The following is a 15,639-nucleotide window of genomic DNA, read 5'->3' as shown; positions in this document are numbered from 1 at the left end:
TTTTTTTTTCAAGCAGAAGACGGCATACGAGCTCTTCCGATCTCCTTGTAGCGGGAGACCCGGAGCGAATGATGGAGTCCCGCTCCGGTGTGCAGGGAGAACGCCAAGGCATGGAGCGGGCAGAGCACTTTTTCGTTGTCGACGAGGCCGTCGGAGAGCAGCCCGCCTTGATGGGGGCAATGGGCGTCGAGGGCCCGGAGGGCCCCATCCCGAAGCCGAAAGACTGCGATGGCGGAGGAGCCGATCCGGAAGCAGCGTCCCTGGCCGGGGGGAATCGCCTGCACCGGGCCGAGGTCGAGCCTAGCCTCCTTGTCGAGCGGAGAGGGGTCGCTCATCGGCTCTCCTCCGCCAAGGGTAGTGGCGTAGAGCTCTGGAACTGGCGAGGCTCGATGGGCTTCTTTCCTTCCTGCCAGGGATCCCGGTAGGAGGCGACGGCCGCTTCGATTTCGCGGTCGAGTGCTTGCGCCTCGCCTTCCGCATCCTCCACCAGGAGCGCCTGAAGCCGTTTGACGCCGATCCTTTCTGTGAAGAGGTAGCTTCGTTCGGCATATCGGGCGTTTGCTTGGTAATAGGCCAGGAATCGGCCGGCGATGCGGACCACGTCCTTTGGATCCGAGACGGTCGTGAGGAGGTCGGCTGCGCGAACCCGCGATCCGGCCGCCCCGCCCACGTAGATCTGCCAGCCCGACTCGATGGCGACGACCCCGAGATCCTTGGTGGTTGCTTCCGCGCAATTGCGTGGGCAGCCGCTCACCGCCATCTTCACCTTGGCGGGAGTTTCCAAGCCTTGGAAGCGCTTCTCCAGAGCAATGCCGAGTGCCGTCGAGTCGCCGAGACCGAAGCGGCAGAACTCGGAGCCGACGCAGGTCTTACAGGTGCGGAAGGCCTTGGTGTAGGCATGGCCGCTCGGCATCCCGAGATCCCTCCAAACTGCCGGGAGCAGCTCCCGGCTCACTCCGAGCAGATCGATCCGCTGTCCACCGGTGATCTTTACCATCGGGACGCGATAGCGTTCCGCGACATCGGCGATTCGGCGGAGTTCGGAGGGCGTCACGATGCCGCCGTAGATTCGGGGCACGACCGAGTAGGTGTTGTCCTTTTGCACGTTCGCATGGACCCGGTCGTTGATGTGCCGGGCATCGCGCTCGTCTTCGTATTGGTCTTTCCAGAGGCTCTTGAGGAGGGAGGCGATGCCCGGCTTGCTGGCGCCATCCTCCCGGCCGCCGGCCAACTCCCGGAAGACGGCGGAAACCGATCGGAGCTTTCTGCGGCGGATTTCTGCGACGAGCTCGGACTTCGCCAGCGGGACCCCCGGAACGTAGTAGTGCGCCTTGGGGTCTTCTTCGGGAGCTGCTCCCAAAAATTCCCGGAAGAGCTTCTCCACTTCCGGCTTGCAGGAGCCGCAGCCGGTGGACGCCCTCGTCCGTTCGCAAAGGGATCGGAGGGTGCGGCAACCGCTTTCGACCGCTTGCCGGATCGCTTTTTGGCTGACCGAGTGGCAGAAGCAGACTTTCCGGTCGTCGGAAGCGGCAGCCGCCAAACTGCTGGACGAAGAAGGGAAGAGAAGGGTGGGAATGGGAGGAAGGGGAATCTGGAGGTCGAAGAGGCCCAAGAGCTCCGCACCCTTGGAGTCATCACCCAAGACGATGGCTCCCACCAAGCGGTTCTCCCGGAGAACGAGTTTCTTGTAGATGCCCGCCTGCGGCTCCGAGTATTGCACCACCACCTCCTCCGGCTCCGAGGGGTCTTTTTTCCCCATCACGGTCAAATGGACGCCGCTTACCTTGAGATGCGTGGCGATCCGCGAGCCTTGGTAGCGGGCCTCCGGATTGCGGCTGGTCAAGAGATCGGCGAGGACTTTTGCCTGTTCCCAAGCGGGCGCAACCAGGCCGTAGACCCGGCCCGCGTGCTCGGCGCACTCGCCCAGCGCGTGGACGTTCGGGTCTCCGGGAGATCGGAGCTGGTCATCGACGAGGATCCCTCTTCGTACGGGAAGACCGCAGGCTTGCGCGAGCGCCACGTTGGGTCGAATGCCCGTCGCCACGATTACAAGGTCGGCGGGAAGGGTGCTCCCATCCGCGAGCCTGATGGCGGCCACCCGCTCTTCCGTCCCGAGGATCGCCTGGGATTGCGCACCGAGGTGGATGCGGAGTCCTTTGCGTTCCAGAACGCCTTGGAGGATGGCTCCAGCCGTAGGGTCGAGCTGCTGCTCCATCAGGTGCCCTTCGCGGTGGACCAGGTGGACTTCCATCCGATGGGCGAGCAACCCATGGGCGGCCTCGAGACCCAAAAGGCCGCCTCCGATGACGACGGCACGCTGCACGTCTGGGGCCGCGGCGAGGATCCGCTCGCAGTCTTGGATCGAGCGGAAGACGAAGGCTCCGGGCCGCAAGCCCCCTCCGCGTTCCACGAGCCCGGTGATCGGCGGGAGGATCGGCTGGCTTCCCGTCGAGAGGACGAGCCTGTCGTACGGAAAGGCGCCTTCGGCGGTAAAGACCAGCCGCTGGTTCCGATCGATCCGCTCGGCGGGCCGTCCAAGCCGCGCACGAATCCCGTTTTGCCGGTACCATTCGGGCGTCTGCAGAAGGATCGTCTCCGGCTTTTGTCCTTTTTCCAAGAGCGTCGAGAGGAGGATCCGGTTGTAGGCTCCCGACGGCTCTTCCCCGATGAGAGTCACCTCCCATGCTTCCAACCCTCCGACGCTCTGCATCTCTTCCAAAAGCCTCGCCGCCGCCATCCCGGCTCCGACCACGACGAGGCGGGGCCGCTTGGGCCTGAATCGGGGTCCTTGTTGGCTTCCATTTCTCATCTCTTTCTCCTTCGGTTTTCGAGTTTTGCTTCGGAGCGCCCGGAACGATCTTCGGCTCCTGCGCCGGCTCCGCTCTCGCGCTCGACCCGGGCGGCGCAGAGCTTGAACTCGGGCATGCCCGAATCCCGATCGAGAGCGGGGTTGGTGACCCGGTTGGCCGAGCCCTCTCCGCCCCAGTGAAACGACGCGAAAAGAGAGTCGATGCGGACCGCGAGGGAGAGGCGCGCGGAGGCCCGCAGAAAGCCTCGGCGCGTTATGAGGCGGACTCGATCTCCCTCGGCGATTTGGAGCTTTTCTGCCATCGCCGGATGGATTTCGACCGTCGGCTCTGGCTCCCGCGCCAAGAGAGAAGGCGATCTCCGGGTCTGGGTTCCGGACTGATAGTGAGCAAGCTGCCGGCCCGTCGTGAGCCAGAGGGGATAGTCGCCGTCGGGGAGCTCAGCTGGGAGCGCCTCCTCGATGGGGTGGAATCGGGCTCGGCCGTCAGCCGTAGCAAAGCCTTCCAGGAAGAGCCGGGGAGTGCCGGGATGGCCGGAACTCGGGCAGGGCCAAAAGATTCCTTCCTCTTGGCGCAGCCGCGAGTAGGTGATTCCCGAGTAGTCGGCCTTTCCTCCGGAGCTCGCCCGGCGGAGTTCGTCGAACACCTGGGAGGCTTGGGCGGGGAAGGCGTTTGCGCAGCCAAGCCGCTGGGCCAGCCCGTGGAGAATTTCCAAGTCGGTCCGGATGCCCGGGGGTGCTGGGAGGGCCTGCTCGCGGAGGAGCACTCGTCCTTCCAGGTTGGTCACGGTCCCTTCTTCCTCCGCCCATTGGGCCGAAGGGAAAACCACGTCCGCCAAGGCCGCCGTTTCCGAGAGAAAGAAGTCGACGACCACCAGAAATGGCAGGCTCCGGAGGCGTTCGGCGATCTCCAAGCTCTTGGGAGCGGAGACCACCGGGTTGGATCCCAGGACGAGCAGGCCTTGCAGCCCTCCGGGCAGACCGCAACTGCGCAGGAGAGGATCGGCGGTGGGACCGGAGTGAGGCAGCTCCGCGTCTCGAATGCCCCAGAATCGGCAGAGAGCTTCCCGATCCGCCGGAAGCTCGAGGCTGCGGTAGCCTGGGAGTTGATCGGCCTTCAGTCCCTGCTCCCGCGCTCCCTGTCCGTTGCCCTGGCCGGTGAGCGAGCCAAAACCGCAAAAGGGCTTGCCCGCCTTGCCCAGAGCAAGGCAGAGGTTGATCCAGGCCAGGAGATTGGCTACCGAGTGGCTCTGTTGCTCCCCTCCCCGCCCGGAGAGGAAGATCGCCGTTTTGGCCTTTCCGAGAAGAGTCGCCGCCTCCCGAATCTGCGCGGGCGAAAGTCCGGTCATCCGGGCGGCGCGCTCGGGCCAGAAAGCGAGCGCCTGCCTGCGAACCTCCTCGAATCCCGTGGTCCGATTGGCGATAAACTCCGCGTCGACCCAATCCTGAGCGATCGCCCAGTGCAGGAGGCCGAGCGCCAAGGCTGCGTCGCTCCCGGGACGGATCGAGAGGTGGAGATCGGCGCAGCGCGCCGTCGGCGTGGTACGCGGATCCACGACGACGAGGGTCCCGCCGGCAGCGCGCAGCTCCTGGAGATACCCCTGGAGCGGCGGCATCGTCTCGACGACGTTCGCCCCCACAAGGACGAGGACTTCCGTCTTGGAGAGATCCGCCAGGGGGAAAGGGAGGCCGCGATCGAGCCCGAACGATTTTTGAAGGGCAACTGCGGCCGAGGACATGCAAAAGCGGCCGTTGTAGTCGATCGAGGAGGTGCGCAAGCCGACCCGCGCAAATTTCCCCAATAGGTACGCTTTTTCGTTGGTCAGCCCTCCGCCGCCAAAGAGACCGAACGCATTCCGACCATGGTGCGATTGGATTCTTCGGATGGCCTTCGCCGTCCGATCCAGGGCTTCCTCCCAAGAAGCGGGGCGAAGCGGGCCATTCTTCGTGGAGCGGATCCATGGCACCAGAAGCCGCTCCCTATGCCGGAGCGGCTCCGCCGCCGCCCATCCTTTGGGGCACAAGATTCCGCGATTGGTGGGGAAGGAGCGGCTGCGAACACGAGCTCCGGAAGGATCGGGCACTATATCGATGGCGCATTGGAGGCCACAATAGGGACAGTGGGTGGCGGCTTTGGCTGCCGACACAGATCCCGGCCGGGTGCGGGTTCGGACACTCTCCGCGAAGACGGGCTGGCTTGGATTCCACATCGCCGAGCCTTTTCAAGCAGCCTCTATGCCAGCGGTTCCTCTGGATTGGATGTACATAATGCATAACTGATCTACAATGCATGCAGAAACAACATACGTATTCGAGAAAGGCACGCCGGGAGGGGAGAAGGAGGAGGCCAATGGAGCGGATGCCTCCGGGCGCGCCTAGGCGGCGGTAGGGGCGGGCGTGGTGGAAGAGCGCAGCTCTTGGATGGCCGCAAGGTAGGGTTCCCGCCAAAAGACTCCGCTCGGGCGAGCGGCGTCCACGGGGACGACTCCGGTCGCCAAGAGCTGGCGCCAGACCCATTCTTCCCGTTCGGGGCTGGGATCGTTGGCCCCCGATCGCGCAAAGCTCACAAAGCGCGTTCCAGCATTCGCGCTCGGCGGACCGGGACTGGGGCCGCAGAGACTCGGAAGGAGCCATTCCTTGGGAAGATGGAGCCAGCGGCGGCTGGCGAGGATATCGACCAGGGCGAGCCGATGGTCCGCCTGGTCGCACCAGGCGCAGGCTTCGAGGAGGGAGGCGATCAAGAGGGAGTGCGTCTCCGGATCCTCTCGGGCCAGGCTCGGATGGATCAGGAGGACCTTTTCGGGATGGTTCGGTTCGAGATCGGCGCTGGACGCGGCGCAGGCGCCGAAGCCTCCCGCCACCGCGCTGGAGCCCCAGGGTTCGCCGACGCAATAGCCGTCGAGATAGCCCTGCTGCAGGTGGAGAGCCATCTGCGCCGGCGGCAGGATGGGAACGTAGGCGTCTCGCTTCGGATCGAGTCCGCCCCGCCGCAGCCAGGAGTGGAGGAGAAAGTGGTGTGCCGAAAAGCGGGAGACCACGGCGAGCACCGGTTTTCGCCCGCACTGGGCGGCGAAGAGTCGCAAGGAGCGGGGATCGCGTACGCCCTCCTCCCAAAGGCGCTTGGACAGGATGAGGACGTTCCCTTGCAGGTTGAGCACGAGGCTCGCGACCGCAGGGGAGGGAACAGATCCAATCCCGAGGAGGGACGAATAGGGGAGACCGCAGACCGCGTGGGCGGCATCGAGCTCCCGATAGATCACCTTGTCCCGGATCGTGGCCCAACCCGGTTCTGCCTCGAGCCGGACGCAGAGGCCTCTTTGCGAGAAGAGACCCATTTCCTCCGCCACCGCGAAGGGGGCGCAATCGATGAGCGGAACAAAACCGATGCGGATCTCTCGTCTCGCCCGGGAGCGGTGCCTTTTGGCCATGAGGTCTCGCTCCGGAGTAGCAGGGAACATGCCAAAAGGTCGGCGGCCCAGACTCCGGTCTATTGCCGATTGGACATGTCTTCTATACTCAATAGGCATTGATGGAACCGACGATCGACCTCCGGCAGCTGCAGGCGTTTCTCGCCGTCGCCGAAAGCGGCAGCTTCACCCGCGCGAGCCGGAAGCTTCACCGGAGTCAACCCGCCGTGAGCCGGACGGTCGCCGCGTTGGAGGAAGAGCTCGGCGTTGGGCTTTTCGAGCGATTCGGGAAGCGGATTGCCCTGACCCAGGCGGGACAAATCCTCGTATCGCGCAGTCGCCGCCTCTTAGCGGAAACGGCCTCGCTGCGCGAAGAGCTTCGGGCGTCGGAGCAGTCGGGAGCCGGATCCCTGCGGCTCGCCGCCGACCCAAGCGCTTGTCAGCATCTATTGCCCGCCATCCTTCGCGAGTTTAAAGAGAGCTTCCCGGCCTGCGCCTGGACGATTCTGGCGGCAAACGCATTCCAATCCCTTGAGTGGGTTCGGGAAAAAAGAGTGGAGGTCGCGATGGTGACGCGACCCCTGCGACTTCCGGCTCTTATCCGCTTCGAGCCGCTCTTCGAGGAGGAGTGGGTCTTCGCGGTGACCGGGGCGCACCCCTGGGCGGCGGATCGAACGGCGCCCGCACGGGATCTCGAGCGCTACCGCTATCTGCTCCCCGACGAGGGAAGCGAAAGCGCCGAACTCATCGAGCGCTACTTCGCGCGTAGAGGCGTGCGCCTGCCGGTTCTCGCCTCGCTGGGGAGCGCGGAAGCCATTGGCGCGATGGCAGCGCAAGGATTGGGGATCGGCATACTGCCCAGCTGGGTGCTTGGTGGAAGTGCCGAGCCCGGAAAGCTCGTGCCGATTCCTTTCGGGCGGAACCCCCTCCGCCGGAGTTGGGGCCTTTTACGCCTCAAGGGCAGGCGGCCAGGCTTGGCCGAACACGCTTTCCTGGCACTCTGCCGTTCCATTGTTCCTCGGCGGATCCAGGAGCAGACGATCGGAGGAAGGTCCCTTTTAGAAGCACGAAGGGGCTCGGAATGAGGTTCCACCGACTCTCCGGCTCTAGGGAGAAAACGCCATGACAAAGAGTTGTTCCGGGCCGCTCTCGACCCAAAAGAGGCAATCGACGAGCCGGGCGGCCCTTGCTTGCCGTTTTTTCGGACTTTCTGGGTTGAGGCACGGGCAGGGGGGTGGCAAGGCCGATCGGACAGAAGCAAAATCCGGGGTCTGGGAGGAGGGGAACGATCCCTGTCTGGTTTGGCAGGCCTCGAAGAGTAGCGGCTTCACATGGCCTCCGGCTCCCGCAACTCGACCGGTCCCTTCACTTCTTTCCGCCATTTTGGCAAAGGTCAGCTCGGTGGTTCGCGCCTCCGTGGCGATAGGAGCACGGGGTGTCTTGGGAGGCGAATGCCGGGGAGAAACAAGGGGGAGATGGTTTTATGCTGCAGACCGAGACGACGACAACGGGCGTAGGGCTGCCGGAGAAGAGCGCCTTCTCATGGAGGAAGGTAGGCGTCTTCTTCGGAGCGCTTACGGTATTTTACTTGCTGATCAATGTCTATTTGAGGCTTTTCGCCTTTTCCAAAGGACTCGACTACACCTCGCAGGACTACTCGACCTACTGGATGGGCATGCTGCTGACGGAGTTCGTGGTAGAGGCGATCACGGCGGCGGCGCTCTGGGGGTGGCTCTGGATCACGAGGGATCGTGCACTCGATCGGTTGACCCCGGCGGAGGAGCTTACGCGATATTGGGCCTGGGCGGCGATCGTCCTTTCCTATGCGTTCTCGGTCTATGTCGGGGCGAGCTTCTTCACGGAGCAGGATGGCACTTGGCACAACACGGTGGTTCGGGATACCGACTTCACCCCCAGCCACATCGTGGAATTCTACCTCACCTTTCCAATCTACATCATCTTCGGGGTGGCCTCCCTAATCTACGCGATGACCCGGCTTCCCCAGTTCGCCACCCGCATCTCCCTTCCCTACGTGATCCTGATCGGTAGCCCAATCATGATCATGCCCAATATCGGCCTCAACGAGTTCGGCCATACGCGGTGGTTCATGGAGGAGCTCTTCGTGGCTCCGCTCCATTGGGGCTTCGCTTTCTTCGGCTGGGGCGGGCTTGCCATCTTCGGAGTCGGCCTCCAAGCCTGCCCACGGATCATGGCCTTGATCCACCATGTCTACTATGGCAAGCCGATCCTGAGTGCGTCGGAAGTACTGAAGGATCCGACCGGAACCTGTGACCCGGCTTGCTGCTACCCGGCTTCGGAGGCTTGAGCCCTTGGGAGAAGAGGATGGAAGAAATCCAAGCGGATGCCGAGGCGAAGAGAGTCACGCGCCGATTCGAGTGGTTTCTGCTGGTGACGATCGCCTTGGTGCTCATGGGCACCTACCATCTCCACCAGGAGCTATTCGCCGGCGACTGGTCCTTCTGGCTCGACTGGAAGGACCGAAACTGGTGGCCGATCATTGCTCCGGTTTCGGCGATCGCCTATCCGGCGGCAACCCAGTGGCTTCTCTGGACTAAGTTCCGGATGCCCTTCGGGGCCACGCTTTGCGCCCTTCTGCTGCTCCTCGCCGAGTGGTTGAGTCGGTATTGGAACTTCTGGGATTGGACCCACTATCCCCTCAACTTCGTCTTCCCGGAGACCTTTGTCCCCGCGGCGGTGGTTCTCGACGTACTCCTCATGCTGACCGGCAACTGGGTCGTGACCGCGCTGATCGGAGGCGAGCTTTGGGGCTGGCTCTTCTACCCGACCAACTGGATCATGATCGCGCCCTACCATGTGCCGGTCGAGTACCAGGGAGCGCTGATGAGCGTTGCCGACGTGATCAGCTACATGTACGTCCGGACCTCGACGCCGGAGTATCTCCGGATCGTGGAGACGGGAACGATGCGGAGCTTCGCGGGAGGAGTGACCGGAGTCGCGGCCTTCTTCTCCGGATTCCTTGCTGCCATCCTGTACGCGGTATGGTGGATTGTCGGCGCTCTCTTCGGAGGCACGAAGTTCTTCAAGCCGTACGCCGTGGCTACGGAGGAGCTCCGCAAGGCGCGAGAAAAGGGTTGGGACGCGGGCCGCACCGTTTGACAAAAAAAGCGCCGCGCAAGCCGTTGGCTTTCGTCTGGGAGTGCGCCGCCTGCGAAGCGGGTTGGAGGGGCTCTTTCCGCGCTTTCGGGAGAAGCGCTTTGCGATGGAGGCTTTCGACGGAGCCAGGTTCGTGCGTTTTCGGACCTAAAAAAGCGGCTTCGGGAGTCGCCTAGGGAAGCCGTGAGCTAGAGGCCGGAGCGTTGGGAAATACCAAAGAGGCGCGTGGCACGAGCAGCGGGATCGGCAGAGAGTCCGACCGCGTCCGGGAGAGTGATTTCGGCGGCATACCTCCTCTCGCTTCCCCAAAGTAAGTGTGCGGAAGCGGAATGGGGCCTGTTTGGGGAATCACATTCCGAGGATGGGAAAATCAGAAAGAGCGAAAGCGGGTGCCGCGCGTCTTCTCGATTTGGAGCTTGGGAAAGTGATAGACTCCGGCGCTCCTTTTTCATCCTGGGGGTGGCTCACGGGGAAGCCGCACTGGTTGCCGAGCGGGGAGGGGCATTCCCGTTTTCGGTGCGCCGAGCCGTTGGAGAAAGATCCGGTACTCTGCCCATTATTTCGACTCCCTCCCTCGGAAAAATCTTTTCCAAATGGGCCGGAGCTTCTTTTCTAGGAGACGAGGCTTCCACAAAGGGCGTAGCCGTTGCTCCAAAGGCCGCAAAGGGTTGACCAGCAGCGGGGTAAGCGCCCGCTCCTTCTCCTGGATCGCTACGTCTCGCTCCACTTCTGTTTTCCGCAGGATGTTCCTCAGGGAGCGGTAGGCCGGCGCATTCTCGGCTAATTCGTCTTTGATTTGAAACAAGAGCTTTGCTCTGCGCGCATAGAAGGCGCTTCGATCCTCATTCAATGGAGCCCCTGACCTGCGCTGGAGATGAGCGAAAAACTCGAGTCCCGGCGGACGAACCACCTCCAAAAGATCAAACTCGATCAAGCCGAGGTAGCGGAGCTCTTCGATCAGAAGAGTGAAGGAAGAGGGGGTAAATGTCGAACAGTGGGTGTCTACATAGGGCAGCTCTTGGGCTGCAAGGGCCGATTGCCAACTCTCGTACTCCTCTCGGATCCGCTCCATGGGCCGAAAGTTTGCTGGGTCGTCTTCGAGCGAGCAACCTGTCTCTATCCTGCCCTCTCGACAATAGGGAGACCGCAGGGAGTTCTGCTCAAAGAGCTGGGCCGGGGTCGGCCGCCGCCGAGAGCTAAGATAAGCCTCGAGCCAATCGGCCGAAGTTGTCAGGGGGCGGAAGTAGTCAAAACAGGTGCGTGCATCGGGTAGGGCCATCGAGAGGATACCCCCCCGGCTTGAGAACCTTGGCACAGCCCTGGAGGAAGCGGATCGGGTTCGGAAGGTGCTCGAAATTGTGCGAGGAGATGATGTAAGCAAAACTCGACAGCGGATAGTGAGCGGCGACAATCTCCGCGATCTCGGAAGCCGAACCCACCAGATCGACTTCCTCGATATCGGGAATCCTCTCCCTGGGAATGTAGGGATCCCGTTCCGCCCTCTCCTGGAGGGTCTTTCGGTCATATAGATCCAAGACTAGGCATGGGTACCCCTCCTTCTTGGGGAAAATCGGAGCGAACCAAGGACCGATCTCGATAGCGAGGATTCCCGGCTCCTTGGGATGGGGAATGTATCTAGAAAACTCTGCTCTTCGGCTCATTTCTTCCCCTCCTCGCCAGCGAAGGCTCTATCGCGGTCAGCTCGCGATTCTCACGAAGGAGCGTCGAAGCGGGAAGAAAAAAGCTCAAAAAGGGTATAGGAATGTCCATATCACATTGGTAAACAGTAACTTAATACAGACAGAGTACAGCCAGGAAAGGAAACGGCCTTCGATGACAGAGTGTAAGCGAGAGACTTTTCTATGCCGGGCCCATTTTTCGAAGCGCGTGGAAGCGGGATTTCCTGCGGGTCCGATTTCGAACGAGAGCGGAATGCTTCTGTTGCGGGAAGCGGCTCGGAGGATCGCTTTGTGAAGACGATTGGAGGGGTGCTTCCGGGATTGCGGGGAGCCGGGATGGGTCTCGCATTCGGTCCGGCCGATGTTGGGGCAGCGGATCTTCGCAATTGCGCTAGGCTGCGAAGATCTTCATGGCCGCGAGAAGCTTCGATCCAGTGATCGTTCTTGTAAACGGGGAAAGAGATTTGGAAGAGACACGGGCGGCTACCTGCCGGCTCCATCGATGGCCGGGGATTCCGATTTATGTTGAGGTGCTCTAAGAGAACCGGGCGGATCGCACGACGCTGACGGGGCTTTGGGTGAAGTGACGTTCCGGCGAAGGTTCGGGATCCAGAAGGCCACCCTCGTCTTTTACGGAGGGAAGAGCCGGTGGAACCTGGAAATGCAGAGCGGCAGGGAGCTCGGTTCCTCCAATCGTCCCGCTTCAGGCGACCAGGCGATTCAGAAGTCTGCACCCGCTGGCGTCAATCTCTCTTCTGTATTGTCGCTTCTTTCCCGAATCCCCCCGGGGCGGAACGTACGATTCCCAAAGCGGGCCTTCTTCTCCCCTCGGCCGCCCAAGCCACTGAGCTATTTCGGCAAAACAAAAAAGGCCGCCTCGATCCGAGAATGACTTATAGTAAGCGAGGGCGGAAGAGGCGGAGAGAGTCAAGACGAACACCTCTTGGACGGCGGATGCGTAACCGGCAGAGATGCCGCAGACGCATCGTGAGTTCTCCGGGTGACTGTCCCCTCTTCGACGGGAGGGATCTACATCACCAACCTTGCTGATAAGCTTGCGGAACCATGAGATTTCCTTCTCTCTCCAAGCAGCGGATCCCTCTGCTAGCTCTGGTCGCGCTCATTTTCTTCGCACCTCTCCTTCTGGCCACCGTGCTCTCCTACTTCATCAGTAGCGAAACCCTCCGGAGCTACTTGGAACGCCAGATGAACAATCGTCTAAAGGAATATACAGTTCGCGTCACCCGCGCCTATTTTCATCCTCTTTCCTTTGCGCTCGACATCGATGATCTGCTTTTGATGCAGAACAGCCATCCATTTCCGCCAGTCGCTCATCTCAAGCAAATCCATACGAGCATTCATTGGCATGAGCTCTGGAGAGGAAAGCTCGTGGCGAATTTCCAATTCGATCATCCGGCCATCCATATCAATATCGACAACATCAACGAGGAGAGGCGAAGCAAGATCCCGTTCGGGAAGAAGGGCTGGCAAGATGCGATTCAATCGATCTACCCCATTAAAATCAACCGGCTCACGATTCAGGAAGGCGAGATCACCTATTTGAACCCAAAACCCTACAAGCCTCTGCACATACACGGAATCAACCTGGTGGCGGAAAACATCCGGAACATCTTCGGCGGGATCCGGCGTTATCCCTCCCCGGTGCGCGGCGAAGGCCTTGTCTTCGATTCAGGCAAATTTTCGATAGATGGCCGAGCCAATTTCCTCCAGAAGCCCTTCGCCGGCTTTCGCGGCCGCTTCGTGCTCGAAAATATGGATCTCATCTATTTCAACCCGCTGTTGATCGACAAAAATCTGGTGGTCTGGAAGAACGGATTTCTCTGCGCCAAGGGGATGTGGGAAAACGCACCCCATCTAATGGACGTCGACATCGAGGAGTTGCAGCTCCGGGAGATCGGGATCGACTATCTCAACTGGCCTGAAAAGATCCTCGCAGAGCGGGAGATGATCCAACGGGCGCTGAAGGCGGCCGCTGACCTGCGAAACAAAACGGAAACCAAGATTCGGGCGCATAAAATCGAAATTCGCGATGCCACATTCGGATACGAAGATAAGACCGTCCAGCCGAGCGTCCGTCTCTACATCGACCGGACGAATGTCTCTCTACGCAACATCAGCAACCAGGACGCGGACGGCCCTGGATCCTTCGGGGTCGACGGGAGGTTCATGGGTCAGGCGGGGATCTCCGTTCACGGGGACTACTGGTTAAAAACGAACCGGATGAAGGCGGAAATCGACTTGCAGCGGCTCTTGTTATCCTACTTTGCCCCCTACTTGGAAAAAGACAGGAACTTTCGAATCCGGAGGGGAACGATTTCCCTCGCTGCGTATCTGGAGCACGCCCCCCACGCATCAGAGTTTCACGTCAAGCAGGCGGATGTCGACGACCTAAATGTCGAATATCTCCATCTGCCGGAGACGGCTCAGCAAGAGAAGGAGCGGCTGGCCCGACTGGAGAAGGAGTTCAAGGAGTTGCCTCATAACGCGGAGAAGAAGTTCCAGATCGATTTGGCGAACATTCGGGGCGCTCGGTTCACCTATGAGGATCGGACGGCCAATCCCAGCATCCGCTTCTTTATCGATCCAATCGATCTCTCCTTGAAAAACCTCACCAATCAGGTCTCGGAGAGACCCGGATCCTTCAGTCTGGGTGGGAAGTTCATGGGCGAGGCGGGGATTGCCATCCACGGGGACTATTGGATGGAAAAGAATCGGTTGACCGGAGAATTGCGCTTGGAACGCCTTTCCTTATCCCACTTTCGCCGTTTCTTGGAAAAAGAGCGGAACTTCCAGGTACGCAGCGGAACCGTCTCCCTCGATGGGAAGGTGGACTACTCTCCCCGCAATTCCAACCTGGTGATCCAGCAAGCGGAGATCGAGGGACTCAAGCTCGACTATGTCCATCGCCGGGATACCGCCAAGGCGGAGAAGGAAAAGGCGGAGAAACTGCGGAAAGTCTCCAAGGATCTGATCCAGGATCCCGCCAAGAAGATCAAAATTGAATCCGCGTGCATCAAAGACGCCTGCTTCGCCTATGAAGACAAAGAGGCTCGCCCGAGCTTCCGGCTCTTCCTCGAGCATACGAACCTCTCGCTCCAGAACTTCAGCAACCAGTTCTCCGAGGGTCCCGGCAGATTCCGGCTCGACGGGAAGTTCATGAGCCGCGGCACGGCCGATCTCGAAGGGACCTATTCGCTCGAAAAGAGCCGACTGGAATCGAAGTTCTCCCTGGAGGAGATCTCGCTAATCCCCCTCAGCCCGTTTCTGACGCGCGATCCCAATTTCACGGTACGGCGAGGGGTCGTCTCGGCCAGAGGCAGACTAGCCTATTCGGCTCGGAAGAGCGACCTCTCCGTCAATCTTGCGAAGGTCAAGGGGCTCCGCATCGACTATGTGCACAAGCCCGCTACGGTGCAGAAAGAGAAGGAGAAGTTGCAGAAGGTCATCCAGACTGCGCAACGGGCGAGCAATCGATCCGACCATAAGTTCAAACTGGATCTCGTTGAGCTGGAGGATTGCTTCTTCCACTACGCCGATCAGACGAGGACCCCCTCTTACGAGCTCTTTCTCTCCGGCATCAACGGGCAGCTCGTCAATTTGAGCAACCAGCGGGCCGATGGGTTCTCCCACTTCGATGTCCGGGGGAAGTTCATGGGCAGCGGAAGCACCGATATTTCCGGCACACTCCTCTCGGAGACCAATCGCCCGGATCTCGATCTTCAGATCGCTATCGAGCGGAGCCAGATGGCGGCGATGAGCGATTTCTTCAAGGCCTACGGCAAGTTCGACGTGAAATCGGGCCTTTTTTCCTTCTATTCGGAACTGAAGATTCGGGGCACCGAGATGGATGGCTATGTGAAGCCTTTCCTAAAGGAGATGGAAATTTACGAAAAGGATCCGGCAAAGCGGCGTGACTTCGGTCACTGGCTCTACATCCAGACGGTGAGCGGTGCCAGTAAGCTCTTGAAAAATAGACACGGAGCGGTGGCAACCAAGGCCCGTATTTCCGGATCCCTCTCGGATCCGAAGATCGATGTCCTGGCGGTGATCGGCAACCTGATCCGAAACGCGCTGATCGAAGCCATCACTCCGGGGCTCGAAGGGCGGGAAGGGCGCCCCCGCGCGGTCCCATCCGGCGGGTGAGGGCCCCGCTCGCGCTGCGCAAGCGGGTATGTCCGGCGTATGGCGGGATTCACGCTCATGACGGGAACGGTTTCGAGATCCATCCGAAGAAGAGGGCCGTGAGTGCCACGGGCAAGCGCCGGCCCGGCGAAGCAGGGTATTGATCGGATGTCCATGGAGAGGAAGGCTCCGGCTTTCCCCGCAAGACGAAAACAGAACGGACCGAGAGGAAGCAGAAGCTCAGTTGCATTGCTGCTCAGGCGGGAAAGAGGCAGTCGGATGGAACGGAAATGAGCTTTCCACGAATGGTCGAATAGGACGACCGCGTCGCCCCGGAATATGCGAAGCCGGCCGGGGAAGGACCCTTTCCTATAAAATTACCGCAATCTGTCGATTGACAGTTTTTTGCGGGAGGGGAAACCGTTGCCTCGCGCGGGTCGGTCCGTCGACTTGCGCCGCATCCGCGGCG

12 protein-coding genes are annotated in these 15,639 nt (G+C 61.0%); 6 read left to right on the top strand and 6 right to left on the bottom strand.

The window, feature by feature from the left end:
• Positions 1-8: 8 nt before the first annotated feature.
• From FN369_RS11720 to FN369_RS10335, 4 genes are all read right to left on the bottom strand, one after another.
• A complete protein-coding gene (locus tag FN369_RS11720; RefSeq protein WP_142526060.1) occupies positions 9-335 on the bottom strand; it encodes a Rieske (2Fe-2S) protein in 327 nt (108 codons plus the stop codon).
• A complete protein-coding gene (gene nirB / locus FN369_RS10345; RefSeq protein WP_142526059.1) occupies positions 332-2,809 on the bottom strand; it encodes a nitrite reductase large subunit NirB in 2,478 nt (825 codons plus the stop codon). Before nirB ends, FN369_RS11720 begins: the two co-directional genes overlap by 4 nt.
• Entirely contained in the window at positions 2,806-4,953 is a 2,148-nt protein-coding gene (locus FN369_RS10340) for a molybdopterin oxidoreductase family protein (RefSeq protein WP_246189663.1), read from the bottom strand. Before FN369_RS10340 ends, nirB begins: the two co-directional genes overlap by 4 nt.
• Positions 4,954-5,181: 228 nt before the next feature.
• Positions 5,182-6,234, bottom strand: a complete 1,053-nt coding sequence (locus FN369_RS10335; RefSeq protein WP_178087810.1) for a CmpA/NrtA family ABC transporter substrate-binding protein — start codon at positions 6,232-6,234, stop codon at positions 5,182-5,184.
• A 101-nt stretch (positions 6,235-6,335) separates the two neighbouring features.
• Here FN369_RS10335 and FN369_RS10330 point away from each other — a divergent pair, with 101 nt between their 5' ends.
• From FN369_RS10330 to amoA, 3 genes are all read left to right on the top strand, one after another.
• Positions 6,336-7,298, top strand: a complete 963-nt coding sequence (locus tag FN369_RS10330; protein ID WP_142526056.1) for a LysR family transcriptional regulator — start codon at positions 6,336-6,338, stop codon at positions 7,296-7,298.
• A 398-nt stretch (positions 7,299-7,696) separates the two neighbouring features.
• On the top strand, positions 7,697-8,539 hold the full coding sequence (locus tag FN369_RS10325; protein ID WP_142526055.1) for a methane monooxygenase/ammonia monooxygenase subunit C: 843 nt from the start codon (positions 7,697-7,699) through the stop codon (positions 8,537-8,539).
• Positions 8,540-8,556: 17 nt separating this feature from the next.
• Positions 8,557-9,351, top strand: a complete 795-nt coding sequence (gene amoA / locus FN369_RS10320) for a bacterial ammonia monooxygenase, subunit AmoA (RefSeq protein ID WP_142526054.1) — start codon at positions 8,557-8,559, stop codon at positions 9,349-9,351.
• Between the two features lie 553 nt (positions 9,352-9,904).
• Here the strand turns inward: amoA and FN369_RS10315 are convergent.
• On the bottom strand, positions 9,905-10,420 hold the full coding sequence (locus tag FN369_RS10315) for a ketopantoate reductase family protein (protein ID WP_142526053.1): 516 nt from the start codon (positions 10,418-10,420) through the stop codon (positions 9,905-9,907).
• 175 nt (positions 10,421-10,595) lie between these two features.
• The gene (locus tag FN369_RS10310) at positions 10,596-11,009 is read right to left on the bottom strand and encodes a class I SAM-dependent methyltransferase (protein ID WP_142526052.1); all 414 of its coding nucleotides are present in this window, start codon (positions 11,007-11,009) and stop codon (positions 10,596-10,598) included.
• Positions 11,010-11,437: 428 nt separating this feature from the next.
• On the opposite strand from FN369_RS10310, the gene FN369_RS11590 reads away from it, so the two are divergent.
• The 3 genes from FN369_RS11590 (at position 11,438) to FN369_RS11285 (ending at position 15,334) form a co-directional block, all read left to right on the top strand.
• Positions 11,438-11,566, top strand: a complete 129-nt coding sequence (locus FN369_RS11590) for a hypothetical protein (protein WP_281290946.1) — start codon at positions 11,438-11,440, stop codon at positions 11,564-11,566.
• A 526-nt stretch (positions 11,567-12,092) separates the two neighbouring features.
• Positions 12,093-15,191, top strand: coding sequence for a DUF748 domain-containing protein (locus FN369_RS10305; protein ID WP_142526051.1), 3,099 nt, complete (start codon positions 12,093-12,095; stop codon positions 15,189-15,191).
• Positions 15,188-15,334: a hypothetical protein gene (locus tag FN369_RS11285; protein WP_178087809.1), complete on the top strand. Its 147-nt coding sequence runs from the start codon at positions 15,188-15,190 to the stop codon at positions 15,332-15,334. Before FN369_RS10305 ends, FN369_RS11285 begins: the two co-directional genes overlap by 4 nt.
• The last annotated feature ends 305 nt before the right edge of the window (positions 15,335-15,639 follow it).

Source organism: Methylacidimicrobium cyclopophantes (assembly GCF_902143385.2).
In the GTDB taxonomy this organism is placed as follows: domain Bacteria; phylum Verrucomicrobiota; class Verrucomicrobiia; order Methylacidiphilales; family Methylacidiphilaceae; genus Methylacidimicrobium; species Methylacidimicrobium cyclopophantes.
Note: the sequence above shows the minus strand (reverse complement) of the source record. Positions and strands in the feature narration are given on the sequence as shown.